The organism is Hydrogenovibrio marinus, from assembly GCF_013340845.1.
GTDB classification, from domain to species: domain Bacteria; phylum Pseudomonadota; class Gammaproteobacteria; order Thiomicrospirales; family Thiomicrospiraceae; genus Hydrogenovibrio; species Hydrogenovibrio marinus.
The window spans coordinates 1,586,230-1,612,771 of record NZ_AP020335.1 but is presented as its reverse complement, the minus strand read 5'-3'; the positions used below and the strand labels follow the sequence as shown (position 1 = coordinate 1,612,771).

Sequence of the window (26,542 nt, the reverse complement as noted above, 5' to 3'; positions counted from 1 at the left end):
TTGGTTTTGCAAAGTTCAGGATTTGTTTCTATGACAAAATTTTGGTTAATGGCCTTGGGGCTGGCTTTTGGCCTGACAGTGTCTTTTCAAAGTTTTGCCGAGCAAGCTGCATATCAACAACGTGATTTACCTCAACAGGCACCTCAAAGTAATTCTGCAAATCCTTACCCTATAAAGTGCGTAACTGTCACCGGAACGGCATCAACCGACGGTGTGACAGAAGCTTATGCCAGAAAAATGGCAATCCGTGATGCTTTGAAGTTAGCAAGCATGCAAAACAACCTTCGAGTCTCCAGTGCACAAGAAGTTAAAGACTACGCAATATCAAATGATGTCACGCGTTTTACAACGCATTCTAAAGTGTCTGGATTTAAAGTTGTCAGAGAAGGCTATAAAGAACTGCCTTTCGATGAGCAGTTTGATAAAGACGGCAAGCCTTTAAAAGACACGCGTTCTAAAACCTACCAAGTGACACTGAAAGTCTGCCTGACCGAAGATCCACTGGCATGTAGTAATTATCCAGGTAACCAATATCAGCCAAAACTGGCGATCGCCCAAGTGGTGACAACAGATGGTTACGGTGGCAGAGATATTTCCAACTTGTTGTCTGGTTACCAACTGGAATTAAATCGTCGAATTCGTGATTTAGGATATTTGAATGAGAAAATGTTGGAAACCGGTAGTCAGTTGACCGAGTCGCCAAGCATGGTGGCACCAAACGTATCAAGAGATGTGCTGCAGCCTGTTCGTGAGAACACGGGGGCGCAATATCTGATGATGACGGTGTTGCGGTCGCTATCGAGACATAACACTGATCCTGCAGTTTGGAACAAAATTAAAGGCTATTATGATTTGGAAGTGAAGCCTGATGCGCGTTATATCGAGGCGGATTCTTATATTATCGACTTGACGACTTTTCAAATCGTTTTCCAGAAGCGTTATGGGTTTGATATTAAAGGTAAGGTAACGGTTGGACGTGATCGACCTTTTGGCACCAATGCGTTTTTTGCGACCAATACCGGTATGGCGTTTCATGCGATGTTACAACAGCAATCACGCGATGCTTATCGTTACTTGCATTGCCAGCCTTTAAAAACACGCATTATCGATATTCGTAACGGCGAATATATTCTTTACCTTTCTGAAGAATCCGGCGCAAAAGTGGGTGATGAACTAGCGGTTTATCATCAGTTTGGCAGCAGTGTTCAATATCAAGGGCAAAACCTTGGTTTTGATTCGGTGCCGGCCGGTTTCCTGAAAATCGAGCGTATTCAATCCAAATTCGCTGTAGCAAAAGTGACAGCTGAAAAAGGGCTTATTCAAGTAGGGGACGAAGTCCGCTCCTGGTAATCTTAAAGTCGTCTTTTTCTCAAAAGGCGGCTTGTTTCTATCTTCTTTTCTTTTACCCCAACCTGGTAGATTTTGATCATATTCATAAGTGGTTTGTCGGTGTCGGCAATATTTGCCGAAACTTTGTATTTTTTTGACTTTTCTGCCTAAAGTTTTTTTAAGCCCTGCCGATAAACGCCCGTTTTTTCGTAACTTTAGACATTTTTTTCAATTTTGGCACTCTGGTTGCTAAAAGCTACATGACGGAAAAACCATAATAAAAAATTGACACTTAGTGTATTCCGTTACGACCAGATTAAATTTAAGGAATAAGGTTATGGAATCGATATTTGGAATACATGAGCAGGCTTTGCTGATTCGCAAAGAACGCGAAAGTATTTTGGCAAATAACCTTGCCAATGCGGATACGCCAAATTTCAAGGCTAGAGATATTGATTGGCGTAAAGAAATTAAAAACGCTCAAGATCAGATGGATGCCAAAAAATTTGCTCCAGACTTGGAAATGACAAATAGCCGTCATATCGAAGCTTTTGGTGACATGACAACGGGTGACTATTTGAAGTATCGCGTTCCGACTCAGCCTTCTTTGGATGGCAACACAGTTGAAGCGCATATTGAAAAAGCCAAGTTTATGGAAAACGCCATTCAGTACCAAGCTTCGCTTGAATTTATCAATGGCAAGATTTCCGGTATTCGTACCGCATTAACAGGTGGAGGCTAAGATAAATGTCAGTATTTCCGACTCTAGATATTTCTGCGACAGGCATGAGTGCGCAGACGATTCGTTTGAATACGATTGCCTCGAATATGGCGAATGCAGACAGTATCAGCTCCAACTCGGCTGAGACTTATCGTTCCAAACAACCGATTTTCAAAACGATTATGGATAACGAAACAGGGCTACCGGAAGGTGGTGTTGAAGTTGACAAAATCGTTGAAAGCAAGGCTCCTTTGAAAATGGAGTATGCGCCGAATAACCCGATGGCAAATAAAGATGGTTATATTTTCCGTCCTAATGTTAATCCGGTAGAAGAGATGGCAAACATGTTGGATGCCTCTCGTTCTTATGAAACCAATATCCAAGTCATGAATACGTCTAAGCAATTACTGCTAAGAACCATTCAGATGGGTAAATAAGGAGTAGGTTATGTCAACGGTATCATCAACTTCTAGTGATTATATTAAGGCGCTTCAGCAGTCGTCGAATACGGCAGCATCTGCTCCGAATCAACAGCTAGGACAAGCGGATTTCTTAAGATTGCTAACAACGCAATTGCAAAACCAGGATCCTAATAAACCAATGGACCCTAAAGATTTTGTTACAAACTTGACACAAATGAGTCAGTTGCAGTCAACGCAGGATTTGAATACATCAATGACGGCGATGTTGTCTGGTTTCCAAGGACTACAAACTTTGCAGGCGGCCAGTATTATCGGTAAGTCTGTACAGGCCAATGGTGAAGACTTGACTTATACCCAGGGCCAGGATGCTCAGTTCCGCTTGACGGCGAAAACTGACCAAGCCTTGACGGATGTCAAAGTGGTTGTCTCGAAAGATGGTGAGGCAGTGAAAAATATTTCGGTAGGTGATTTGTCTGCTGATAAAACAATCAATTGGGACGGAACCGATGATAACGGCAACGCCCTAGCGGATGGTACTTATAAATTGACCGCTTATGGAACGGATTCCAATGGAAGTATCCAACAAATAAGCACAGTCGTGGGTACTAAGGTTAACAGTGTTGCTATCGGGACGGATGGCAAAATGAAACTGACCCTTGCAACAGGTGAACAGGTTGCAATGGATGCGGTTCGTGAAATTGGTCAATAAGAGAGAGGTGGATTATGTCGTCTTATGATTTAAATGCATTAAGTGGTATTAATGCCGCATCAACAGGGTTGTCGGTTATCTCCAACAACTTGGCTAACTCAGAAACGGTTGGTTTCAAAAGCTCACGAGCTGAGTTCGCCGATATGTTTACTGGCGCACAAAGCTCTCCAGGGAGTGGTACTCGTGTCAACGCAATCACTCAGGATTTCACACAAGGGACTCTAAACAGTACGGGGCGTGACTTGGATATGGCAATCGATGGAGAAGGTTTCTTCATCTTGGATGACCAGTCTGGTAAATACCCTAACGTTTATACTCGTAATGGTTCATTCAAGTTAGATCAGGACGGTTTTATTACCGACCAGAACGGTAACAAGTTGCAAGGGTACTTGTTGAATACGACGCTTTCAACTGAAACCAAACCGGTGTTTGAAACCACGCTGGGCTCTATTGACTTGAATAAGTTGAATAAAACGCCGAAAGCAACGGATGAAATGACCTATAACATCAACTTGAACGGTGATACGGCTAATAACGTTGATCCAAATGGTAATGGCGTAGGTTCAACCACGACGACAGGCGCGCCTGCTAGAACAAACTTTCAACGTTTGGTGGATTTCAACGATGCGACAGGTGGTTCTAAAGATCCTTATTCAGGTTCTCCAGACTTCTCGACCAATAAAACTGTTTATGATTCTTTGGGCGGTGAGCACCGTCTAACGGCTAACTACTATAAACGTGATGTTGTTTCGGTTGGGAACTCGACACAAGATTACAATGGTGACGGTACTAACGATAAGTATACGAGTTGGATCGTTCAATACACCATGGAAGACCAAGATGCTAACGGTAACTGGGTAACTAGTGGTCACGTATCAAACACTGCTGGTCAGCTTGTTGATAATGCGGGCGCTGCGGTAGCGACGATTCCGGCACCTGCGGGTACGGATTTGCTGGATGGTCAAATCTTTGAATTACGATTTGATACAGATGGTAACTTGGTAGATGTTCAACAACCCAACTCCCTAAATGCACCGGTTGGTATTAACACAACCAATGGCGAATTACCTCCTGCGAGTTGGACTCAGGTAACAAATAAAAGTGCGGCTTTGAATTGGGTTGTGGATTCCCCACTGACAGGTGCAAATGACCCACTAGGTAATCCTACCAGTGCATCTATTAATATCGCGGCTGACTTTACGGATATGACCCAATTTGCGGGTTCCAATAACCTTCGCGGTGTTTCTCAGAACGGTTATGCAATCGGTGACTTGGTTGGTTTGAAGACGGGTCTGGATGGTGTTATTCAGGCTAACTATTCAAATGGTCGAGCAGTACCCATTGCACAGGTTGCTCTGGCTAACTTCAGCGACAAGAATGCGTTGACGAAGCTGGGTGGTCAAACTTATGCAGAGTCTTATGGTTCTGGTACGGTTCAGGTCGGAACAGCTAACAACAACGGATTTGGGAAAATTAACTCGGGTTCACTGGAGTATTCAAACGTTGATACGGCTGGTGAGCTGGTTAAGATGATTCAAACACAACGTACTTATCAAGCAAGTACGCAGGTATTGTCAACTTCGCAAACCCTGATGCAAAGAATTCTGCAGCTATAAACAGTTCTCATTGCATGGAAAGCCGGCAACTTTTGCCGGCTTTTTTGTTTGTTCTGCCGCTAAACAGGTTATCGGCCGTTTTCTAAAAGCTTTAATTAAATTTTTATACCGTGTTGGCACGTTGAATGCTTCTACTTAACTGATGAATAAAGACGTCAGCTTTTTGGCAATAGAACGTTAACACACAAGGAAATGAAACCGAGACCGTAAGAGTCAATTTAAAAAGTGTTTCATCGTTTGAACTAGGGCAGCACGATTTTGCTGTCTTGGTTCAGATTTTTTGACTGGATAAAAATTGCAAGGAACTGTCAGATGGATCGTATGTTATACATTGCGATGAGTGGTGCGAAGGAAGTTGCTCTTTCTCAAGCCAACAACGCAAACAATTTGGCAAATGCGACAACAGACGGATTCAAGCAGGACTTCAACCAATTTCGTGCCATGCACGTGGAAGGTCCTGGTTGGAACTCCAGAGCTTATGCTTTGGATGAACGTTCTGGTACGGATTTTACTCCAGGACCGATTAAGGTCACGGGGCGAGATTTGGATGTCGTAACGAAGGAAAACGGCTTTATGGCTGTTCAGGCACCTGACGGTTCCGAAGCATTGGTGCGCTCTGCATCCATGCATGTTACTCCGGAAGGGGATTTGGTTGATGTTAGGGGCGATCCGGTTCTTAACGAAGGCGGATCTCCGATCAATATTCCACCTGCCAAAAAAATATCGATTGCTTCCGATGGAACCATCTCGTTTTTACCGGCAGATTCTCAAACCAACATTATGGTAACTGCAGATCAGTTACGACTGGTTGAACCGGATATCAAAAACCTGCAAAAAGGGTTGGATGGTTATATCCGCAATACGGGTGGTAATTTGGATCAAGCGATTGTCAAGGTTACCAGTGGCGCTTTGGAAACCAGTAACGTGAACACGGTAGAAGCACTGACGAATATGATCGAATTATCCAGAAAATATGAAATGCAAGTGAAGATGATGAACACATCGAAAGCACATGCACAAAAATCCGATAGCTTGTTGAGCTTAAGTTAGGAATAGGAGAGAACAATGGAAAGAGCACTTTATGTCGCCAAAACGGGGTTAGAAGGTCAGTCATTCCGATTAGCTGCTATTTCTAACAACATTGCCAATGCCAACACCTATGGCTTTAAGTCAGGCCGTGCAGAGTTTGAAGACTTGATGTACCAAAACGTCCGTCAGCCAGGCGCGCAGGCCACGCAGGATGAAGCGAATACACTTCCTTCTGGGCTACAGCTGGGTACAGGGGTGAAAGCTATTGGTGTTCAAAAAATCTTTACTGAAGGTAATGCGATGATTACCAACAACCAACTGGATGTCATGATTCAGGGGAAAGGTTTTTTAAGAGCATTGGATCAAAACGGAAACATTCTTTATACCCGCGATGGTTCATTACAGGTCAACCAAAACGGTGACTTGGTAACCTCATCAGGCTATTTGATCGACCCGAACATCAACATTCCACAAAACGTTACTGAGATTACCATCTCCAGTGATGGGCAAGTAGCAGGTCAAGAACCTGGTAACACCCAGCCAACCGTTTTGGGACAGTTGGAGTTGTCTACTTTCATCAACCCAGCCGGTTTGGAGTCAGTAGGTCAGAACTTCTACAAAGAAACGCTAGCGAGTGGTACGCCTCAAGACAAAAACCCGGAGACGGATGAGGCAGGAAGTATTTTGCAAGGTGCGTTGGAATCTTCGAACGTTAACACGGTTGAAGAGTTGGTGAGTATGATCGAAGCTCAGCGAACTTATGAAATGAACTCGAAAGTCGTGAGTGCGGCTGACGGCATGATGAAATACCTAAACAATAATGTTTAATGCGTTAAACATCTGAAATCTCCTAACGATAAGGAGGGTAGAACCATGACCAGAAAAACAAACAATAAAACAAGAAAATCGTTGAACACTTTAGTGAAGTTGGCCATTGCTGCGGCAGTGATGCCTGCTCTCTTGGTAGGTTGTTCAGCGACTCCGGAACGTATGGATAAATTCAGCTACGAGCCAAATTATCCAACGAATATTCCAACGAAAAGCACACCGACAAACGGTTCTTTGTATCAGACGGGCGATAGCATGACGCTATTTGACGACTCTCGTGCCCATAAGGTCGGGGACATTATCACCATTCAGTTGGATGAGAAGTTTGACGCCAAGAAAAAAGACGAAGCCAAATATAACAAAACCAATACCCAAAACTTTGGTTTGAATGGCTCCGGCACAGTCGGATCTAACGCAACAGCATTCGGTACTACATTAGGTGGGACAACCGGGTTGGGAATCGGCTATGGCTCGAAAGGTGCCTTCAATGGTAAATCCGACGTTAAACAAAACTCAAGTTTGTCGGGGGCGATTGCCGTCACCGTTGTTGAAGTGATTCCAAATGGAAATCTAGTGATCCGAGGCGAAAAATGGCTGACGATTCATGACGGAGAAGAAGTGATTCGTTTTGCCGGCATTATCCGTCCTCAAGACATTCGTCCGGACAATACGATTGATTCAACCAAAGTGGCAGATGTACGCCTAATCTACAAAGATACAGGTGTCGCTGGCGACATGACAAAACCAAGTGCGGTGACGCAGTGGTTGCATAAATACTGGCCGCTTTAAAGCAACGCCTTGATTATTGAGTAATAGATTTAAAAGTTTAATTTAGTGTCTACTGCCGGGGCGGGTTACCCCAACCTGGCAGATTTTTTAATACATATCTACCGGTTTTTTTCTGGTCTTTGGGGGCGTTTATTCGCCCCATTTTTTTATCTAAAAATCGTCGTTCGGCAAATTCTCGAAAACTTTAACTTTTTTCTCATTTTTTTGTATAAATGGCATATCTGATGCTTAATTCTTTCTAAAGATAACAATAGAAATCCTGAAAGATAGGAGTTTGACCATGTTTACCAGAAAAATCGCCATTTTCATGACGGCATTAATTCTTTGGAGTAGCTTTGCGCAAGCGGCTCGTGTCAAAGATTTGGCTAATATTGCAGGCGTGCGAAGCAACCAATTGATTGGTTACGGCTTGGTTGTCGGCTTGGACGGTACGGGCGACAAGACTGCTTATGCCGATCAAAGCTTGATGAGTATGCTGAATAAATTTGGTATCAACCTTCCTTCTGGAACAAAAACCAATTCGAAAAACATTGCTGCCGTTGCGGTTCATGCCGACTTGCCTGCATTTTCCAAGTCTGGGCAACGTATTGATGTGACGGTTTCCTCGTTGGGGAATGCCAAAAGTCTACGCGGTGGAACGCTATTGCTAACGCCGCTGAAAGGGGTGGACGGTAATGTTTATGCACTAGCGCAAGGCAGCTTGGTGGTTGGTGGCTTGAATGCAACTGGAGCGGATGGTTCTAAAATCACCATCAATATTCCAAGTGTCGGTCGTATTCCAAATGGTGCTATGGTTGAAAAAACGGTTAATACCGGGTTTGATTTAGGGAACACCATTACCCTTAACCTGAAGAATTCGGATTTCACAACTGCGACGAACTTGGTCAATGCCATTAATGAGAAACTTGGGCCAGGAACGGCTTCGGCGATGGATGGTGATTCTGTTGAAGTGATGGCGCCAAGAATGCCAAACCAACGTGTTGCGTTCTTGTCCATGATAGAAAACATTCAAGTCAAACCGGGTGTTGAAGCGGCTCGAGTGATCATCAACTCCCGTACTGGAACGGTTGTTATCGGTGCCGACGTCAAAGTCTCTGCCGCGGCAGTGACCCATGGTAATTTGGTGGTCAAGGTATCGGAAGCCCCTAAGGTCTCTCAACCGAATGCTTTGGCGGGTGGTCAGACAGCAGTTACACAGTCTTCGCAATTAAGTATTCAAAATCTGGGAACCAATCAGATGATGAGATTTCCAAAGGGCGTGACCTTGGACGATATCGTTCAAGCGGTGAACAAAGTCGGCGCAGCGCCAAGTGATTTGATTGCGATTTTGGAAGCATTAAAACAAGCCGGTGCTTTGCAAGCCGACTTGATGGTTATTTAAGGAAAAGAGGGGCAGTGCCATGGCAGATATGATTGCACCATCTTCTGATTTGAAAGCGTATCAGCAAATTTATTCGAGCCCGAATAACTTAAACGAACTGAAGCTTGAAGCCAAAAAAAATCAGCTAGCGGCGTTAAAGCCTGTCGCTCAGCAGTTTGAAGCACTGTTTTTATCGCAAATCTTAAAAGAAGCGAGTAAAGTAAAATTTGATAACGGTTGGCTGGATGGCGGCCAAGCGGATTTTTATAAAGATTGGTATAACCAGCAAATTGCCCAAGAGCTTTCGACTAAAGGAAGTCTTGGTTTGGCCGATATGATAGTTAAGCAACTGGCGCCAAAGAACCCTTCGCTGAAACCAACAGATCTTAAAGCGAATTTCCATCAAGAAGGAAATTCACTGAATGTTCTGACAGGTAAAGAAGGACAAGCTGTTCAGACAATGACGACAGCAAGCAATTTGGCATCAAGACCAATCAATAAAAATAGCGCTAGTGCTGACTAGGACCAGAAAGGAAATAAACTATGGCGAACTTACTTACGATAGGCATTAGTGCAGCCAGTACCTTCCAAAAAGCAATTGAGGTAACTGGTAACAACACTGCCAACGTATCGACCCCAGGCTACAACCGTCAAAGAGCCGAAATCATCAGTAATTCAACAGGTTTGGTTGGAAACGCTTATACAGGCGGTGGTTCCACTGTTGAATCCGTTCAGCGCATTTATGCGAGTTATATCCAAACCCAACTGGTCAGTGCCAATAGTTTGAAGTCTCGTTATGATGAGCAGCTTTCGCTGGCGCAGCAAGTAGAAGGGGTGGTTGCCAGTAACGACGGTAGTATCCAGAACTTCATGCAAAATCTGTTCGATTCTTTCCAAAACTTGGCAAACAATCCAACAGATACCAGTAGTCGTCAGCAAGTCATCGATCAGTCCAACAACCTGCAAACGATGGTGGGTAACCTTTCTGGCGTTTTGAAAGACACACAAAAACAAGTGAATGATCAAATCAGTGGTATGACGGATGAAATCAACAACCGTCTTGATACGATTTATCAAATCAATAAACAAGTATCGATTGCGCAAAGTGGTGGTACAGCGTCTCCGAATGAATTATTAGACCAGCGAGATCAGGCAATACTTGAGTTGAGTAAGTATATGGACATCAAGACCTATACTCAGTCGGATGGAGAAATGGTTGTCTACACCGGGAATGGTAAATACCCATTGGTAACGGGCAATACCGTTAACCATCTTCAAGCTAGCTCCTCAGAGTTTACGAATGATGGACGCACAGAAGTCTATATGGACATTAGTGGTCAGAAAACAATGGTGTCTAGCCAAATTAAAGGCGGGCAAATGGGAGCGGTTCTAGATTTTCGCTCTAATATGCTCGACAACACAATCAATGATTTGGGTGTTATGTTGAATGGCTTGGTGGCAGGCGTGAATTGGCAGCATTACCAAGGTTATGATGCGAACGGTAACGCTGGCGGTAATGTTTACACGCCACTTAGTTTGACTGCGGATAAGAGTGTCAAAAACGTTGGTACGGAAGATGGGACGAATATCGTTGTCAGCTTCAAGCCAGCAATCGCCGGTAATCAGCCGCCATATACGCCAGCAACACAGCCTGCTACTTATACTGCGAAACAAACAGACTTAGCAACCGCGAATGCGGCTATTGGTAATTTGCAACCGAAAGATTATCTTATTAAGGTTAATGCGGGCGGTAACTTTGAAATTTATGATCAAAAGGATCCAACCACTATTTTGGGGACGGTAGCACTTGGTGCTTCAGGGCAAGTGGATGGACTGAACTTTGATTTCACTTCAGTTGCGGCGGGTACGGTTCAATCTGGTGATAAGTTTTTGATTAAGCCTAACCAAGGGATGCTTGATAATTTTAAAACGGAAATCTCTGATCCTAATAAGCTGGCAACACGTGGGCAAAGCCCTAATCCAGCTGACGTCGCGCCAACACCGGCAGCAATCGGAGACAATACCAATATTGCAAACTTGGCGAACTTGTCGGATAAAAAGTTATTGTTTAATGATGCATCTGGCAATCCTGCTCAGACGCTTTTAGGCGGCTACTCACTTATGTCTACGCATGTGGGGGCTTATGTTCAGGCAACGCAAACACAATCAGTAGCGCAAACAAACGTTTATAAGCAGATTTCAGACAGACGTGAAAGTATGTCTGGTGTAAGTTTGGACGAAGAGGCGGCAAACTTGATAAAATTCCAGCAAGCCTATCAAGCGTCTGCTCAAATCATTCAGGCGTCAAAGACCTTGTTTGATACGTTGATTGGCGCAATCCGATAGGGTAGAAGGAGAAGGTTATGCGAGTCTCAACAATGCAGTTTTATACAAAAAGTTACTCTGCCATTCAGGATAATCAGAATGCGGTTCTCAACCTGCAAGAACAGATTGCTTCAGGCAAAAGAGTGAACAAGCCGAGTGATGATCCTTCTGCTAATCCGCAAATTAATCTGTTGAATAAAACAATTAATAGCTTGTCTCAGTATAAGACAAATGGTCAATTTGCTTCTTCTCAATTGTCTTTGGAAGAAACGCAGTTGAATTCTGTTGTGAACTCTGTTCAGCGCGCGCGAGAGTTGGCGCTGCAAATGAGTAACGGAACCTATTCGGCAACCGATAGACAAGCGACTGCAAAAGAAATCGGTCAGATTATTGATCACATGAGCAGCTTGATGAATAGCAAAAACTCTCAAGGAGAGTTGTTGTTCGCTGGAAACAGCGTCAATGCGACGGCAGCGTTCATTCCAGATGCAAATGGTAACACTACTGCTGCGATGACTGCCCGTGGTAACCAATACTATGCCTATATCGGTAGTAATAACTCAAATGGTGGTGTGCCAGTTGATTCACAATCAAACTATGGTGCCCGATTTGTTCAGATCGGTTTCGATTCGGATAATACGCTGACCCCGAACGACAAAGGGGATTCAAGCCGTGTAAGAATTACCGATAATGGTGCATCTGTATTTAATTTATCTGGTGGTGCAACGTCTTTGCCTGCTGGGGTGGATCCTAGTCTTTTGAATGTTTTGGTGACATTGAAAGACAACCTTGACCAAGGTTTGGCGCCGCCGGCAAGTATTGCAACGGATTTGGAAACCGGCATCAAACAGCTGGGATCATCACTTGCTGAAATTGGTGGACGCCAAAACCGTATTGATGCGCAAAGCACTGCGGGTGATACTTTTACCATTGCTTTGAAACAACGTTTATCCAACCTGCAAGACATGGATATGGTTCAAGGTGTCACAGACCTGACGACCAAACAAAACTCTTTGCAGATTGCACAGCAAGTGTTTGCCAAAGTGCAAGGTATGTCGTTGTTCGACTATATCCGCTAATCATTACTGACAAGCCTCTCCTCTCAGAGAGGCTTATCTTTCTGAATTTTCTATAAAAGCTTCCTTTCTCTTCAGAATTGGCTTTCATATTGCTAATATCTTCTTTGTTGATACTTTACTGATAATAATGATGAATTTTTGACAGAGAAAGCCATGTCTAATACGAGAATCTGGGTCTATTTGATTATTGCCTCTACCATGTTGATGGTGGTGAGTGGTAGCCTGTTCGTGTCTTTCCAGCATTGGGTCGTCAAGGAATCGCCAAATGCCGTATCAGTAATTGAATCCATCATTCCGCGTTCATCAACACAAAATACCCTACAAGTCGCATCTGCCAAGCCTGTTCAATCGCATCGTGTTATGTTGAGTACCGCTTGGGACAATAAAGATGCAGAGAAAAACGAACCTGAGACTAAACCGGACGCTGCTACAGATACTGTTGTAGATGTTTCAGAAACGCCCAAGCTGCAAGTGGTTGAAACTCGTGTCACCACCAATGTCGCGACTAGAGTTTCGAGTATGCCGAATCCTGTCATCAAGACATACAGCTCGCCTCAGCCTGAAAGGTTAGATTTGGTTGAAGCTTCCGATACGCCAACTAATTTCTCCGTGAGACCTGCGGTTTTGACAATTGCAAAACCGCAGAAAGCTACACTGTCTCATAATCATGCGTCAAAACTCACCCCTTCGTTTGTTATTTATCAGGACGAATTGGTCGTGGAGTTTCCAAAGGCAATTGCCACCACGCAAAACATCAAAAAAGCCGTGACAAGACTTTTGCTATCGCATCATTTGGTCAGAGATGGCAATTTGTTGTCGGACAAGCATCTTGATTATACAAATCGTCCCTATTTCTACCGTAAAGTGTTGGATGAAAACAAACTGCCAATCCGTTATCCGAAACAAGCATATGATTACATCAACTACCTGATGAGCGCCTCGGTGGAAGAGGTAAAAGACGAGGACGGTGAGTTTGTTGAAGTGCATATTCCTTTACATGAAAGCGGTTTGAAAGGGCCGGCTAAAAGCTATCGCGAAATCGTGAACACCTACGCCAATAAATTCGATATTAACCCGGCACTGGTTTATGCGGTGATGGAAACCGAGAGCGGATTTAACCCGAAAGCGGTGAGCTCTTCGAATGCGATTGGTTTAATGCAATTAAAGCCGGGCACCGCCGGAAAAGACGTCTATCAGTACATCGACCAAAAACCGGGACAGCCTTCTAAATGGGATTTGTTCGATTCAGAAAAAAATATCCGCATGGGCATCGCCTACCTCAGCTTGTTGAAGCACGACTATCTTTCAGATATTCGCAATGACAAAATCAAGCAAATGGTCACCATTTCTTCTTATAATGGGGGCATTAAGACGGTACTTGGTTTGTTTGGTAAAACGCCGGACAAAGCCATTGCACGCTTGAATCGACTCAATCCAAAACAGGTTTATCGTACCTTGCGTTATCAACATCAATCGGATGAAACGCGTCGTTATTTGGATAAAGTCTTGCGTGCCGAAAGCCGTTATAAAGCATTATTGGATGATGCTTAAGTCATCTCCAAATCGTTAAGGACAAAAAGGATATCGAGATGCAGCCATATTGGCAGGGCAAACAGGTTTTGGTAACGGGAGCAGATGGTTTTATCGGTTCTCATTTGGTGGAAGCACTGATCAATGCAGGTGCTAAAGTCAGAGCGCTAGCGCTATACAATTCGTTTAACGACTGGGGTTGGCTCGAACAATCTCCAGTATTGAGCCAAGTTGAAGTGGTGAGCGGCGATGTTCGTGATCCATTCCTTTGTAAGCAAATTACAAAGGATTGCCACACGGTGTTTCATTTGGCCGCTCTGATTGCCATCCCGTATTCTTATGTCGCCCCAAACTCTTATGTCGAAACCAATGTTAATGGTTCTTTGAACATGGTACAGGCGGCAATGGAAAATGGCGTGCAACGTTTTATGCATACCTCAACCTCCGAAGTTTACGGTACGGCGCAGTATGTGCCGATTGACGAAAAACATCCGTTACAACCCCAGTCACCTTACAGTGCCAGTAAAATCGGTGCAGATGCGATGGTGATGTCCTATTTCAACGCCTTTGAATTTCCGGTTTCCATTGCCCGTCCATTCAACACCTATGGACCAAGACAATCCGCGAGAGCGGTGATTCCAACCATCATCACGCAGATTGCCAACGGTATGAAAGAAATCAAGTTGGGCGATACCTCTCCAACGCGTGATTTCAATTTTGTAACCGATACCTGCCGTGGCATGATGGCGATTGCCCAATCGGAAAAAACCATTGGTGAAACTGTGAATATCGGCTCCAACTACGAGATCTCTGTTCAAGATACGCTAGAGTTGATTAAAGAACTGATGGGCAGTGATGTGGTGTTTGTGCAGGATGAACAACGTATCCGTCCGAAAGACTCTGAGGTTTTCCGCCTGTGGTGTGATAATACGATGATTCGTGAGTTGACCGGGTTTGAACCTGCAACGGATATTCGCGCAGGCTTGCAACAAACCATTGATTGGTTCACCAACCCAACTAATCTTAAGCGTTACAAAGCCGATATCTATAATGTCTAACTCCGGTTTTAGACGAGACATTTAGATGAAAATGGGTAGGTGGCAAAATTTATGACGGCGGACAATTTGAAAAATGTAACTTCAGAAGCTCAGTCTGATCGCTGGCAAAGCCTTGCCAATGCTATTCGTAACCATTATCAGGTTGCCGAATCCGATTTCGTTCCGTTACACGCGCCGTGCTTTGATGAAACCGAAAAAGAACTGCTCAACGCCTGCATTGATTCTACCTTTGTGTCCTCGGTAGGTGAGTTTGTCGGCGCGTTCGAAGAACAGATTGCTGACTTTACTGGCGCAAAGCATGCAGTAGCTGTCGTCAACGGCACCATGGGATTATTTCTCGGTTTAAAAGTGGTTGGGGTGAAGGCAGGAGACTTGGTACTGACCCAGTCGTTGACCTTTGTTGCTACGCCGAATGCCATCAAAATGCTGGGTGCCGATCCTGTGTTTGTAGATGTTGCTCCCAAAACCATGGGGTTGAGCGCAGAAGCTTTGGCAGAATTTTTAAGCACACAAACCTATCAACAGAACGGCAAGTGTTTTCATAAGGCTTCGCATCGCCTTATTTCTGCTTGTGCGCCGATGCATACCCTTGGCTTTCCCATGGAGATTGAGCAAGTCGTTTCGCTCTGTCATGAATATGGCATCAAGGTGGTTGAAGATGCCGCCGAGAGCTTGGGCTCGTTTGTCAACGGTGTGCATACCGGTACGTTTGGCGATGTCGGCGTGTTCAGCTTCAACGGTAATAAAGTCATTACCACTGGTGGCGGCGGTATGCTGGTGACCAACAACCCAGATATTGCTGCACATGCCAAGCATTTGAGCACCACGGCAAAAATTCCGCATCAATGGTTGTTTGAACACGATGAAATCGGTTACAACCTGCGCATGCCAAACCTCAATGCCGCACTGGGTGTGGCACAGATGAAAAAGCTGCCGAGTTTCTTGGCTGAAAAACATCAGTTGGCGTTGCAATATCAAGATTGGGTGAGCAGTACTCAAACTTCTGGCTCCCCCAACCTGGTAGATTTTGGCGCGGATTATCGTCAGAACTTTCCAGACAATCTACCAAACTACTGGCTGAACGCATGTGTACTGAATTCAAATGAAGATCGAGATGCCTTCTTATCCGAGTTCAATGGCGCTAATTTACAAACTCGCCCTTTATGGACGCCGATGCATCGTCTTGAGATTTATCAAAACGAATTGCGTGGTGACATGACGCATACCGAATTTTTTGCCGAGCGAGTCGTGAATGTACCGAGTGGTGTCATTTGCCCGCCACCTGTGGAGTTAGCATTATGAAGACGCCTTTGCTCCTGATCGGCGGCGGTGGTCATTGTGCATCGGTGATTGATGTCATTGAGGCCAATGACAGTTTTGAGATTGTTGGCATTGTCGAAGCACCAGGCGCAGAGACCAAATCTTTGTTGGGCTATCCGGTTATCGGTACCGACGATCATTTGAGTGAGCTACTCAAAACCACACAGAATTGCGTGATTACCGTCGGGCAAATCGAGCATGCCGCGGTCAGAAAGTCTTTATTCGCCAAGGTGAAAAAACTGGGTGGACAATTGCCGAGCATTGTTTCGCCGTTGGCAAGAGTTGCAAGATCTGCCAGGTTGGGGGAAGGGGTTGTGGTGATGCATCATGCCATTGTTAACCATTTTGCTAGTATTGGTGATAACAGTATTATCAATCACAAGGCATTAGTTGAGCATGGTGCTCTGGTTGGCAAGCATTGTCATATTTCTACCAGCGCAACCTTGAACGGGGATGTTGAAGTGTCGGATGAATGCTTTGTCGGCAGTGGTGCTGTGTTGGTTCAAGGGGTGATGATTCCTGAAAACTCTTTAGTTGGCGCGGGTGCGGTGGTGACACATCATTTGCAAACACCGGGAGTTTATGTCGGTTGCCCGGCGGTGTTGAAAAAGCCTCGTTCAATTTCGCGTGATGATCATTTGGGGGATAACTGATGGCTGCAGTCTTTGTCATCGCCGAAGCAGGCGTGAATCATAACGGTGATTTACCCCGAGCCTTTGCGTTGGTCGACGCTGCGGTAGAAGCAGGCGCGGATGCCGTCAAATTCCAGACTTTCAAGGCGGACAGCTTGGTGTCGAAAAGTCTGGCGCAAGCGGCTTATCAGGAAAAAAATACCGGGCAAACGCAAACACAGTACGAACTACTCAAATCACTTGAGCTTTCTGAAGCCGCACACAAGGAATTGTTTGATTACTGTAACGATAAAAACATCGAGTTCATGTCAACGCCGTTTGACGATGACAGTATCGATTTCTTGAAAGCTTTGGGCATGCGTCGCTGGAAAATTCCATCGGGCGAATTGTTGTCCATTCCTTATTTACGCAAAATCGCCGCGTTTGATGAGCCAACCATTCTCTCGACAGGTATGGGGAATCTTGCCGAAGTACATTTAGCGGTCGATACCTTGTTGAAAGCGGGTTTGAGCAAAAAACATCTCACCATTCTGCATGCAAACACCGCTTACCCAACGCCTTTTGAGGACGTCAATTTAAGAGCGATGCTGACGCTGGCGGAAACTTTTCAGGTGGCAGTAGGTTTGTCGGATCACTCTCTTGGCATTGAAGTGCCAACGGCAGCGGTAGCGTTAGGCGCTGCGGTGATTGAAAAGCACTTCACATTGGATAAAACCCTGCCGGGGCCAGATCATCAAGCCAGTCTTGAACCTCAGGAATTAAAGGCGATGGTGAGTGCCATTCGTCATATCGAATTGGCTCTGGGGTCGGGTGAAAAAGTTACCTCAACCTCCGAAAGCGGGCACAAATCTTTGGTTCGCAAGCGCATTGTTGCCAAACAGCCGATTGAAGCGGGTATGATTTTGAGTGAAGACAATGTCACCCTCAAGCGTTCGGAAAAAGGTGCACTAGCGGCCGAGTGGGATAGGATTCTTGGGCAAACGGCGCAGTTGGACTATGAAGTGGATGATGGCATTGAGATTGGCATTGATGGTGATGATGGAGTATAGCCTTGACGATAGCCTCGACTAAACAGTTTCAACAAGCACAAAACCGGCGCAAAATCGCTGTGGTGACGGCAACCCGTGCCGAGTATGGGCTACTGTCACAATTGATTGGTTTGCTGGAAAAGCATCCTGATTTTGAGTTGCAGCTGTATGTTACCGGTGGACACTTGTCAGATGAGCAAGGCTATACCGTTGAGCGCATCCGTCAGGATGGTCATCCCATTACGGCAGAAGTGCCCATTTTGAGCCATTCAGAGCTAGACACACCATTCGGCATTTCCAAAACCACTGCCAAAGCACTAGAAGGTTTCGCGTCGGTTTTTGCACAACATCATCCTGATGCACTCTTTGTTTTGGGCGATCGTTATGAGTTACTCGGCATCTGCTCGGCAGCCTTATTGGCGAATATCCCCATTTTCCATCTCCATGGGGGAGAGGTGACAGAAGGCGCGGTAGATGACGCTATCCGCCATGCGGTTACCAAAATGGCTTCCCTACACTTTGTTGCTGCAGAACCTTATCGCCAGAGAGTGGTTCAGATGGGCGAGCAACCCGATACCGTCTTTAATGTTGGCGCACCGGGTTTGGATGTGATTTATCAGATCGACAAACTGCCGTTGACTGAGATCGAAACCTTTTTGGAGATGACCATTCACTCCCCGATTTTTTTGGTGACTTATCATCCGGTTTCTTGGGGGGACACACAAGGGCAACAGGCACTGGAAAACCTGTTTAATGCCTTTGAATCCTTGAAAACAGATTACCCGGATATGTCGATTGTTTGGACGGCGTCCAACACTGATGTCGGTGGGCATGCTTTGAATCAGCGCATCCAACAATGGGTGGTGGAAACCGAAGTGAATGCCGAGTTTGTTACCTCACTAGGCTCGCAGCGTTATTTGAGCTTGATGGGCTTATGCGATGTCGTCGTGGGGAACTCCTCCAGCGGCATCATCGAAGCACCCGCCATCGGTACGCCGACTGTGAATATAGGCGAACGCCAAAAAGGCAGACTGATGGCAGACTCTATTATCCAATGTGATGAATCTACAGCCGCTATCATTGACGCCATCCACCACGCCATGAAGTTATCGACAGCTGGCGTCACCAGCCTTTATGGTAAAGGCGATACCGCCCAACAGATACTCCAAGTGCTTGAAAAAACAGATTTTGACACCTTGCTGCCTAAGCGATTCTACGACCTCTCTTATGACGTTTAATGCGACTGATGACAGTAACCCTATTGTCGTTTTGATTGGCGCATTGGACGAACTGAACGCCGAACTTCATACCCGAATTCAAAGTGCTGAATCTGATCATTACCTTTTAATCGAGACTGAAAGCGCAGAGACCACCAATCGTAAACTACCTGAACAATTACACAGAGTTGGTTATCAAACTGATTTGCAAACCACGCTGTTACCTTTTTATGAACTGTTGGAGTCACGAGAGCTAGAAGCGATTGTATTGTCCAAACAGAATGCATTGGCTTTGGATTTGATGCAACAACTACCTCAAGCGCTGGAATCTCTAAGATATTTCAAACTTCGGGCGGATTATCCTTTTTACGTCAAAAATGCTTTGCTGAATGTTTATGACCTCAGTCATCCGATTATTGAATTTTCGGATGCTTATGAAGGCAAAACAGCGGTGGTTCTGGGTGCGGCACCTTCACTTGAGAAGCTATTGCCCTGGTTGAAACAACATCAGGAAAAGTTGGTTGTTTTCGCTGTGGCAAGGCTTGCCAAAAAACTCTTGGAAGAGGACGTTTATCCCGACTTTCTCGTTGCCTCAGATCCTACTGAAGCTTCACTGGCGCATGCACAAGACATGGAGCTGTTGCAGAACAAGAGTGTTCTGGTGGTGCAACACTATAGCAAGCCAGCATTGTTGGAGCGTTGGGGTGGCAGCATGCTTTACTGGGGGCCAAAATGGCCTCAAGAAAGTAAAGATTTCGGGCAAGAAAGGAATGTGGAAGTGTCAGGCGGCACCGTTGCCAATCTTGCAGTGGTATCGGCTTTAGGCATGGGGTGCAAAACGGTTTACCTGGCAGGGTTCGATTTTTGTTTTCCACCATCCGGTGAAACCCACCTAAAGGGGAGCATAGAATCCAATCACACCCATCGCTATGAACAAAGCGAGCAGGTCGAAAACTATTTGGGTGAAATCTGTGAGACAACGCTGGAATTCAAAAGCGCGATAGATGCTTTGCCAGAGCAGCTGCAAACACTCGTTCAGCGTTATGGTTTGCCAAATGATTTTGAGTTATGGAACCTTAATCCTAAAGCCGCCAGAATCGATGGTGTCAATGTAACTGACATCACAAGCCTTAAGCTGCCATCCTCTCAAAAGACATCTATTGATGATCTGCAAGCAAAGTTGTCTGTAGAAAGCCCTTCAGGCAAAACGGCTATCAAACACCTCCTGACGGAACTACACTCGCTGCAAAGAAAGTACCGAGATATTAAACAACTTTGCATCAAAACGCTTGCAGCTTCGTCGTCTTCTCAGCCGGATGAAGTGTTGATACAAAAGTTCGCCAAAGCCGATAAAAAGCTGAAGAAGTTAACTCACAGCGAGGATGCCTTTATCCAGCGATTCGGCTTTAAGTTTTTCACATTTGTGATTCAGTTGACAGAAAAACTGGAGCAAGAACCTAACAACCAAGCTTTGACGCGGCAATATTTTCAAACACTATTTGAAGCTTATCGTGACTCAGCGGCACAGTTGATTGCTACCGTTCAGCAGTCGCAGGAAAAAGGGCAGTTTCTATTGCACGAGCTGGAAGCTGAGCACGATTTCGAAGCACTGACAAAGCTTTGGTTGCAGCATGATAAACCGCACCGTTTCTTGCCTTGGCGATTGAAGCATTCAACCTTAGCAGCACAAGCGCAGCAGGATGCACCAGCAATTTACAATCAGTTGCAAACAGCGATAGACGAGCAGCAAAAACAGCAGCAGGAATTATCGAAAAACACCTTCGCTTATTTCACAAAAAATGCGCATAAAATCGAGGCGGTGGGCTGATTGAAGGGTAAAAAAATAAATTGCCGGCTAGAAATTACATGAAAGGTGCAATTTAGGGTCGATTTTTGCTATAACTTGCCGATAAAACATAAAACAATGAAAACAATCAGGGGAAGTACGTTTAAATGTCATTTCTAATTCCAAAACCAACACCTGTCGATCTTTCTCAATTTGAACTTCCAGAAGACCAGCTCGCTACCAAATACGGTCTGCCGCATGATGTGAAGTTCTGTAAAAAATGTACCATTTCCAACCAACGACCTAACTCTGCAGTCGAGTATAAGCACACCAAAGACTCCAAAAAAGCCACCATCAATTTTGATGAAGAGGGTGTGTGTGATGCGTGTCGTGTCGCGGAAGAAAAAGAACATACGATTGACTGGGGCATGCGTGAAGAAGAGTTGCAAGCCTTGTGCGACAAGCATCGCTCAAAAGACGGTTCTTATGATTGTTTATTGCCAGGCTCAGGTGGAAAAGACAGTTTTTATGCCTCGCATATCCTGAAAGAAAAATACGGCATGCACCCATTTACCGTGACTTGGGCACCGCATATCTATACCGAATGGGGATGGCGTAATTTCCAACGTTGGATTCATGCTGGTTTCGATAATCAACTGATGACGCCAAACGGTCGTGTACACCGCTTGTTGACCCGTTTGTCGGTAGAGAAGCTGTTCCATCCGTTCCAAGCGTTTATGATCGGGCAAAAAGCCTTGGCACCGAAAATGGCGGCGATGATGAATATCCCGTTGGTATTCTTCGGTGAGAACGAAGCCGAATACGGTAATCCAAAAGGCGATACCGATAAGGCGCAACGTGATTGGCAATATTTCACCATGACTGATGAAGCGGACATCAATATCGGCGGTGTGTCCATCAAGTCCCTAAAAGAAGATTTCGGGTTGGAAAAGTCCGACCTAGACCCTTATATGCCGGCAGACCCTGAGAAGTTGAAAGAAACGGGTGTGGAAGTGCATTACTTGGGTTACTACCTGAAATGGCATCCACAAAGCTGCTACTACTATGCGCATGAACATGGTGGGTTTGAAGCTTCTCCTGAGAGAACGCCGGGCACCTATTCCAAGTACAACTCCATTGATGACAAAATCGATGACTTTCATTACTACACCACGGGTGTGAAATTCGGTATTGGGCGTGCAACCTATGATGCCGCGCAAGAGATTCGTTCCGGCGATATTGACCGCGAAGAAGGTGTGGCGCTAGTGAAACGTTTTGATATGGAATTCCCTGAGCGTTTTGCCGAAGAGATTTTCCAATACCTGAGTATTCCGGAAAAAGAATTCCCAATCGCCTCCAAAATGTTCGAGCAACCGATTATGGACAGAGAGTATTTTGACCTATTGGCAGACACTTTCCGCTCACCGCATTTATGGAAGAAAGAAAATGGGGTTTGGGTGCAACGTCATACGGTTTGGAGGTAAATTCCGGTGTTTTCCGAAATTAATATTCTAGTTCACTACATAACGGGTTCGTCTGTAATCATTATGCTTTCTATGTTTGGTGTTTATTCATTCTACAAGCTTAGAGAATATCAGATGAAATCAAAGAAGAATGAACGGGATAGTGTAGAAGCACTTTCAAAGGCGCTGAGTGAATATCATTCAAGCAAGCTTCCTCGTAAGTTAAAGGAAGTATTATTAGAGCAAAGTTTTTCGATGAGATACGGATTTGATTTTAGCTATACGTTGCTTAATTTTTTTTTAGAAAAATATGATACATCCGAATTATTGAGACTTTATTCTAAGTCAACTAAATATATTGAATTTGATCCAAATTTGAATGAAGTGAAAATTAAAAAAGAATATGACAAACATTCTTTTTTATTTAGAAAATTGAGTAAATTAACTGTAAAAAAATATTGGTATTTTTGCATTTATTTTATAACAGCATTTTTAGCTACTATGATCTTGGCGTTTATTCCCGCTTTGGCAAAAGCCCTAGCTAGCTTTGAAGATCTTTATGTATTGGCATTTTTATGTGTAACTTTTTACCTGATTGCATGGAGTGCTCTTGATGAACATGACCAGTTATCAAGTGCAGAATTTTTGTTAAAAAAATTAGATATTAAACATGATTCGCTTAATCCCTCGTCTTGATATTAAATCCTCTCACCTGATTAAAGGGGTGAAGTTGGAAGGGTTGCGTAAAATTGGTAACCCGAATGAATATGCCCGCCGTTATTACGAGCAAGGCGCGGATGAACTGCTCTATATGGATGCAGTGGCTTCGCTTTATGGTCGTAACAACCTGACGGAAATCATCAAAGAAACTGTTAAATCCGTGTTTATCCCGATTACTGTTGGTGGCGGAATTCGTTCGGTAGCGGATGCCCGTGAAATCCTGCGTTCCGGTGCAGATAAAGTTGCTATCAATACCGCAGCCGTTCAACGCCCTGATTTGATTAATGAGATGGCGAAAACCTTTGGTGAGCAATGCGTGGTGCTGTCGGTAGAAGCCATTAAACAAGCAGATGGCAGATGGTTAGCGTTTACCGATAACGGTCGTGAGCACACAGGATTGGATGTGGTCGAGTGGGTAACGCAGGCTGTGGAGAGAGGCGCGGGTGAAATATTGCTGACATCGGTTGACCATGAAGGCGGGCGTAAAGGCTATGATTTGGATTTGGTGAGAGCGGTGACCTCTGCGGTGAATGTCCCCGTAATCGCTTCCGGCGGTATGGGTGAAGCCATGCACGGTGTGGATGCGGTGAAAGCGGGAGCGGATGCCATTGCGATGGCGGATATTCTGCATTATGACCGTGATGCGGTAGGCGGCATTCGCCAAGTCTGTTTGGACAATGGGTTGGAGGTGCGTCCTCCCCAAGCGATTTTGGAGGCCGCATCATGAGTGCAAAGGTCACCATTATCGATTACGGCGCAGGTAACCTGCTGAATGTGCAGCGTGCGTTTGAACATCAAGGTGCGCAAACCGAAATCGCCACCACCCCAGAGCAAGTTGAGCAAGCAGATCGTTTGGTATTCCCCGGCGTAGGGGCGTTTCCTGAAGCCATGCAACAACTTAAAACACAAAACCTGGTAGAAGCCATTCAGATCGCTGCCGAGCAAAAACCCTTTTTAGGGATATGCCTGGGCATGCAGATGATGCTAGAGGAAAGTGAAGAATTCGGTACCACCGAAGGCTTAAAACTTTTACCCGGCAAAGTCAGAAAACTACCGGAAACCAGTATTTCAGGTGAAATCATGACGATTCCACACATGGGGTGGGCGCAAATCAGACCGAACAAAACGCCTTGGCAAAACAGTCTATTGACATCCGTACCGGAAACCAATGCGTTCTATTTTGTGCATTCTTATTTTGCCGATGTGGCGAATGAAACTGATCAATTGGCGGTATTTGATTTCGGTGGTCACGCTATTACCGCGGCAGTGCAGCAGGATAACCGCATGGGCTGTCAGTTCCACCCGGAAAAATCGGGTGAGATGGGTTTAAGATTGATTGAAGCCTTTTTGAAGGTATGAGCCTAAATTAAAGGTGCTATTGGAGAAGCAGATGGCAGGTTATTGGCAACACATTCAAGATTCGAAACGCCCGTTGTTTTTACCGGACATCGGTACCTATTTCAATCAGGACATGGATGAAGCCAAAAGCATGATTGATGCTTTGGCGGCAACGGGTGTCACTACGGTTAAAGGTGAGGTTCTGCAAAATGCCGATGTTTGTCTGGATGCGGAATTATCCGGCAATGAAAAGTTCTGGGGACACAAGACAGGTCAAGTTGTCGAGGAAAATTACCGTGCGCTGATTGAACGTAAAGTCTTGCCGTTAAGTGCTTATGAAGAGTTGTTCAACTATGCCAAGCAAAAAGGCATGGATGTCATTGTCTCTGTCTATGATTTTGAAGGCGCAGATTTCGCCAAAGAAATTGGCTGCAAAGCCATCAAAATCGCTTCTTCAAATATCACCCATCAACCGCTGATTGAATATGTCGCACGCCTTGGGTTGCCGATGATTATTGATACCGGTCATTCCACGATTGAAGAGATGGCGAGAGCCGTCAACTGGGCACAAGATGCCGCTGCAAACCATGAAGTTGACTTGGTGGTTGAGCACAGTCCGAAAGGCCCACCAAACCCTGTGGATCAGCAAAACCTCAAGTTTATGCAAACCTTAGGCAATGCCGTTGGATTGCCTTATGGTTTATCTGACCATCATGGTGGTGAAGAAATGCTGTATGCCGCGACGGCTATGGGTGCCGTGGTATTGGAGAAAGGCGTTTGTCACGACGATATGGGTGATGAACAGGACGGCGGTCATGCCTTGCCGATTGGTCAAGTTGCCGAAGTATTGCAGAAAATTCATAACATTGCCGATGCGATGGGCGATGGCATCCGAGTATTGCCGCGTCAACGAGACAAGTATGTTTCTCGCATGGGGATGGTAGCGAAAACCCACTTGAAGGCGCAGGACACTCTGACCTTGGAAAGCGTGCACTTCGCTTTTCCAGCGCAGGGTATCAAAGCTGAGTATTGGTCTGAAGTGGAAGGGCACGTACTTAAAAATCCGATTGCCGCGGGTCAGGTTATCCGTTGGTCGGATGTTGAATTCAAAGACGATTGATTCAGGCGCTTGAGGCATGAGTTGGCTACCTGCTGAACCTGCATTTCTTGGGCTAAGACCGCCGGAGTTGGAATGGAATCCATACTTTTTGGATGACCACTCGCTTGCCTATCTATCCCCAACCTGGCAGATTTTAACAGCACTTTTTGAGAGCTTGCCGACTGTCTACCGGTTGGATACACATCACCCTCAGCCTTATGGTTTCTACCGCTTTCAAGGCGTGATTACGTTAAAAAATCCAACTCAGGAATCTCAAACTCAAAAAGTTGATTGGTTTGTCAAACTGGTTGACCCTTCTCAAGCTGAAAGGTTGATGGCGGCGCAGAACGTCGCTGACTATGTTTCTCAGCATGGCGTTGTTTCACCTCCGTTAATTGATGGATTTCCCTTGGTGTTGGCGGACGATGTGACGGCGTTTGCTTATCCTTTCTGGCAAGGACGTTTGACGAATTATGATGAGACCGATTTGAAGCAACTGGGTCGAGCAGTTGGTCAGTTGCATCAAACGCTGGCGAGTTATCCACAGCGGGAGTCGGTTCAGCAAGCCGGTGAAAAGCGCCATCACATGCTGGTGACGCGTTGGCAGAGCTTGCAACAACACGCGGCGCAGATGACTTCTTTACCAGAGGAAGCGCAAGCGATTTTGTCTTCACATAACCCTGAGTGGCTGTGGCACTTGACCGAACAGGCGCAGATGGTGCATGGCGATTTGAATGTGGGAAATATTCTGTTTTTGGACACGGGAGATGTGGCTTTTCTGGATTTTGAAGACAGCTTGACGGCATGGTTTGATCCTTTAAAGGATTTGGCGTTTATCATTGAGCGTTTTGTACTCACCGTACATGAACCAGAGCAACTAGAGTCTCATGCCTATGCCTTGCTGGATGCCTACTTTGAAGCTTACCCTTCAACGGTTGTTTCTCCGCAAAGGTTTGTGGATTTAATACAGGCGCTGGCGGTACGAGCCATGCTGTTACTGGCGGAATTAACGTTGAAACGACAGCCTGTGACAAATTCAGAGTGGAAAAAGTTTGTTTTTCTATATAATCTAGCAGAACGACACCGAATGGAGCTTGAGAATATTACGCAACCCTACACGACGCGAACTTGAAGTGGGTTGTTA

General features: G+C 45.2%; 25 protein-coding genes. All 25 read left to right on the top strand.

Annotated features, from left to right (window positions below; genetic code table 11):
- Window positions 1-30: 30 nt before the first annotated feature.
- A complete protein-coding gene (locus HVMH_RS07735; RefSeq protein WP_051622998.1) occupies window positions 31-1,350 on the top strand; it encodes a hypothetical protein in 1,320 nt (439 codons plus the stop codon).
- A 316-nt stretch (window positions 1,351-1,666) separates the two neighbouring features.
- Window positions 1,667-2,071: a flagellar basal body rod protein FlgB gene (flgB, locus tag HVMH_RS07730; protein ID WP_029909597.1), complete on the top strand. Its 405-nt coding sequence runs from the start codon at window positions 1,667-1,669 to the stop codon at window positions 2,069-2,071.
- A 5-nt stretch (window positions 2,072-2,076) separates the two neighbouring features.
- The gene (gene flgC, locus HVMH_RS07725; RefSeq protein WP_029909594.1) at window positions 2,077-2,487 is read left to right on the top strand and encodes a flagellar basal body rod protein FlgC; all 411 of its coding nucleotides are present in this window, start codon (window positions 2,077-2,079) and stop codon (window positions 2,485-2,487) included.
- A 10-nt stretch (window positions 2,488-2,497) separates the two neighbouring features.
- On the top strand, window positions 2,498-3,181 hold the full coding sequence (locus HVMH_RS07720; RefSeq protein WP_029909591.1) for a flagellar hook assembly protein FlgD: 684 nt from the start codon (window positions 2,498-2,500) through the stop codon (window positions 3,179-3,181).
- Between the two features lie 14 nt (window positions 3,182-3,195).
- Window positions 3,196-4,797, top strand: coding sequence for a flagellar hook protein FlgE (locus tag HVMH_RS07715; RefSeq protein ID WP_029909588.1), 1,602 nt, complete (start codon window positions 3,196-3,198; stop codon window positions 4,795-4,797).
- A 312-nt stretch (window positions 4,798-5,109) separates the two neighbouring features.
- Window positions 5,110-5,847, top strand: coding sequence for a flagellar basal body rod protein FlgF (locus tag HVMH_RS07710; protein ID WP_029909586.1), 738 nt, complete (start codon window positions 5,110-5,112; stop codon window positions 5,845-5,847).
- Between the two features lie 15 nt (window positions 5,848-5,862).
- Window positions 5,863-6,654, top strand: a complete 792-nt coding sequence (flgG, locus tag HVMH_RS07705) for a flagellar basal-body rod protein FlgG (protein WP_029909582.1) — start codon at window positions 5,863-5,865, stop codon at window positions 6,652-6,654.
- A 45-nt stretch (window positions 6,655-6,699) separates the two neighbouring features.
- The gene (locus tag HVMH_RS07700) at window positions 6,700-7,443 is read left to right on the top strand and encodes a flagellar basal body L-ring protein FlgH (RefSeq protein ID WP_029909580.1); all 744 of its coding nucleotides are present in this window, start codon (window positions 6,700-6,702) and stop codon (window positions 7,441-7,443) included.
- 280 nt (window positions 7,444-7,723) lie between these two features.
- Window positions 7,724-8,824, top strand: coding sequence for a flagellar basal body P-ring protein FlgI (locus tag HVMH_RS07695; protein ID WP_029909577.1), 1,101 nt, complete (start codon window positions 7,724-7,726; stop codon window positions 8,822-8,824).
- A gap of 19 nt (window positions 8,825-8,843) precedes the next feature.
- A complete protein-coding gene (locus HVMH_RS07690; RefSeq protein ID WP_029909575.1) occupies window positions 8,844-9,326 on the top strand; it encodes a rod-binding protein in 483 nt (160 codons plus the stop codon).
- Window positions 9,327-9,346: 20 nt separating this feature from the next.
- Entirely contained in the window at window positions 9,347-11,149 is a 1,803-nt protein-coding gene (gene flgK / locus HVMH_RS07685) for a flagellar hook-associated protein FlgK (RefSeq protein ID WP_029909571.1), read from the top strand.
- A gap of 17 nt (window positions 11,150-11,166) precedes the next feature.
- Window positions 11,167-12,207 (top strand): flagellar hook-associated protein FlgL, encoded by a 1,041-nt coding sequence (flgL, locus tag HVMH_RS07680; RefSeq protein WP_029909569.1) that lies wholly within the window; start codon window positions 11,167-11,169, stop codon window positions 12,205-12,207.
- Between the two features lie 153 nt (window positions 12,208-12,360).
- Window positions 12,361-13,758, top strand: coding sequence for a murein transglycosylase domain-containing protein (locus tag HVMH_RS07675; RefSeq protein WP_051622997.1), 1,398 nt, complete (start codon window positions 12,361-12,363; stop codon window positions 13,756-13,758).
- A 38-nt stretch (window positions 13,759-13,796) separates the two neighbouring features.
- Entirely contained in the window at window positions 13,797-14,795 is a 999-nt protein-coding gene (locus HVMH_RS07670) for an NAD-dependent 4,6-dehydratase LegB (protein ID WP_029909564.1), read from the top strand.
- A 51-nt stretch (window positions 14,796-14,846) separates the two neighbouring features.
- On the top strand, window positions 14,847-16,097 hold the full coding sequence (locus tag HVMH_RS07665) for a LegC family aminotransferase (RefSeq protein WP_081822698.1): 1,251 nt from the start codon (window positions 14,847-14,849) through the stop codon (window positions 16,095-16,097).
- Window positions 16,094-16,768 (top strand): acetyltransferase, encoded by a 675-nt coding sequence (locus tag HVMH_RS07660; RefSeq protein WP_051622996.1) that lies wholly within the window; start codon window positions 16,094-16,096, stop codon window positions 16,766-16,768. Before HVMH_RS07665 ends, HVMH_RS07660 begins: the two co-directional genes overlap by 4 nt.
- Entirely contained in the window at window positions 16,768-17,796 is a 1,029-nt protein-coding gene (gene neuB / locus HVMH_RS07655) for an N-acetylneuraminate synthase (protein ID WP_029909557.1), read from the top strand. Before HVMH_RS07660 ends, neuB begins: the two co-directional genes overlap by 1 nt.
- Window positions 17,797-17,798: 2 nt before the next feature.
- Window positions 17,799-19,013 carry a UDP-N-acetylglucosamine 2-epimerase gene (neuC, locus tag HVMH_RS07650; RefSeq protein ID WP_051622995.1) on the top strand — a complete coding sequence of 405 codons (1,215 nt, stop codon included), beginning with the start codon at window positions 17,799-17,801 and terminating at the stop codon, window positions 19,011-19,013.
- The gene (locus HVMH_RS07645; protein ID WP_029909552.1) at window positions 19,003-20,820 is read left to right on the top strand and encodes a motility associated factor glycosyltransferase family protein; all 1,818 of its coding nucleotides are present in this window, start codon (window positions 19,003-19,005) and stop codon (window positions 20,818-20,820) included. The genes neuC and HVMH_RS07645 overlap by 11 nt, the downstream gene beginning before the upstream one ends.
- Before the next feature lie 125 nt (window positions 20,821-20,945).
- On the top strand, window positions 20,946-22,262 hold the full coding sequence (locus tag HVMH_RS07640; protein ID WP_029909550.1) for an N-acetyl sugar amidotransferase: 1,317 nt from the start codon (window positions 20,946-20,948) through the stop codon (window positions 22,260-22,262).
- Between the two features lie 114 nt (window positions 22,263-22,376).
- Window positions 22,377-22,937 (top strand): hypothetical protein, encoded by a 561-nt coding sequence (locus HVMH_RS07635; RefSeq protein ID WP_155837658.1) that lies wholly within the window; start codon window positions 22,377-22,379, stop codon window positions 22,935-22,937.
- Window positions 22,912-23,688 (top strand): imidazole glycerol phosphate synthase subunit HisF, encoded by a 777-nt coding sequence (gene hisF, locus HVMH_RS07630; RefSeq protein WP_029909544.1) that lies wholly within the window; start codon window positions 22,912-22,914, stop codon window positions 23,686-23,688. The genes HVMH_RS07635 and hisF overlap by 26 nt, the downstream gene beginning before the upstream one ends.
- Window positions 23,685-24,320, top strand: a complete 636-nt coding sequence (gene hisH / locus HVMH_RS07625; RefSeq protein ID WP_051622994.1) for an imidazole glycerol phosphate synthase subunit HisH — start codon at window positions 23,685-23,687, stop codon at window positions 24,318-24,320. Before hisF ends, hisH begins: the two co-directional genes overlap by 4 nt.
- A 31-nt stretch (window positions 24,321-24,351) precedes the next feature.
- Window positions 24,352-25,419 carry an N-acetylneuraminate synthase family protein gene (locus tag HVMH_RS07620; protein WP_051622993.1) on the top strand — a complete coding sequence of 356 codons (1,068 nt, stop codon included), beginning with the start codon at window positions 24,352-24,354 and terminating at the stop codon, window positions 25,417-25,419.
- A 16-nt stretch (window positions 25,420-25,435) separates the two neighbouring features.
- Window positions 25,436-26,530 carry a phosphotransferase enzyme family protein gene (locus tag HVMH_RS07615; protein WP_029909536.1) on the top strand — a complete coding sequence of 365 codons (1,095 nt, stop codon included), beginning with the start codon at window positions 25,436-25,438 and terminating at the stop codon, window positions 26,528-26,530.
- Window positions 26,531-26,542 lie beyond the last annotated feature (12 nt).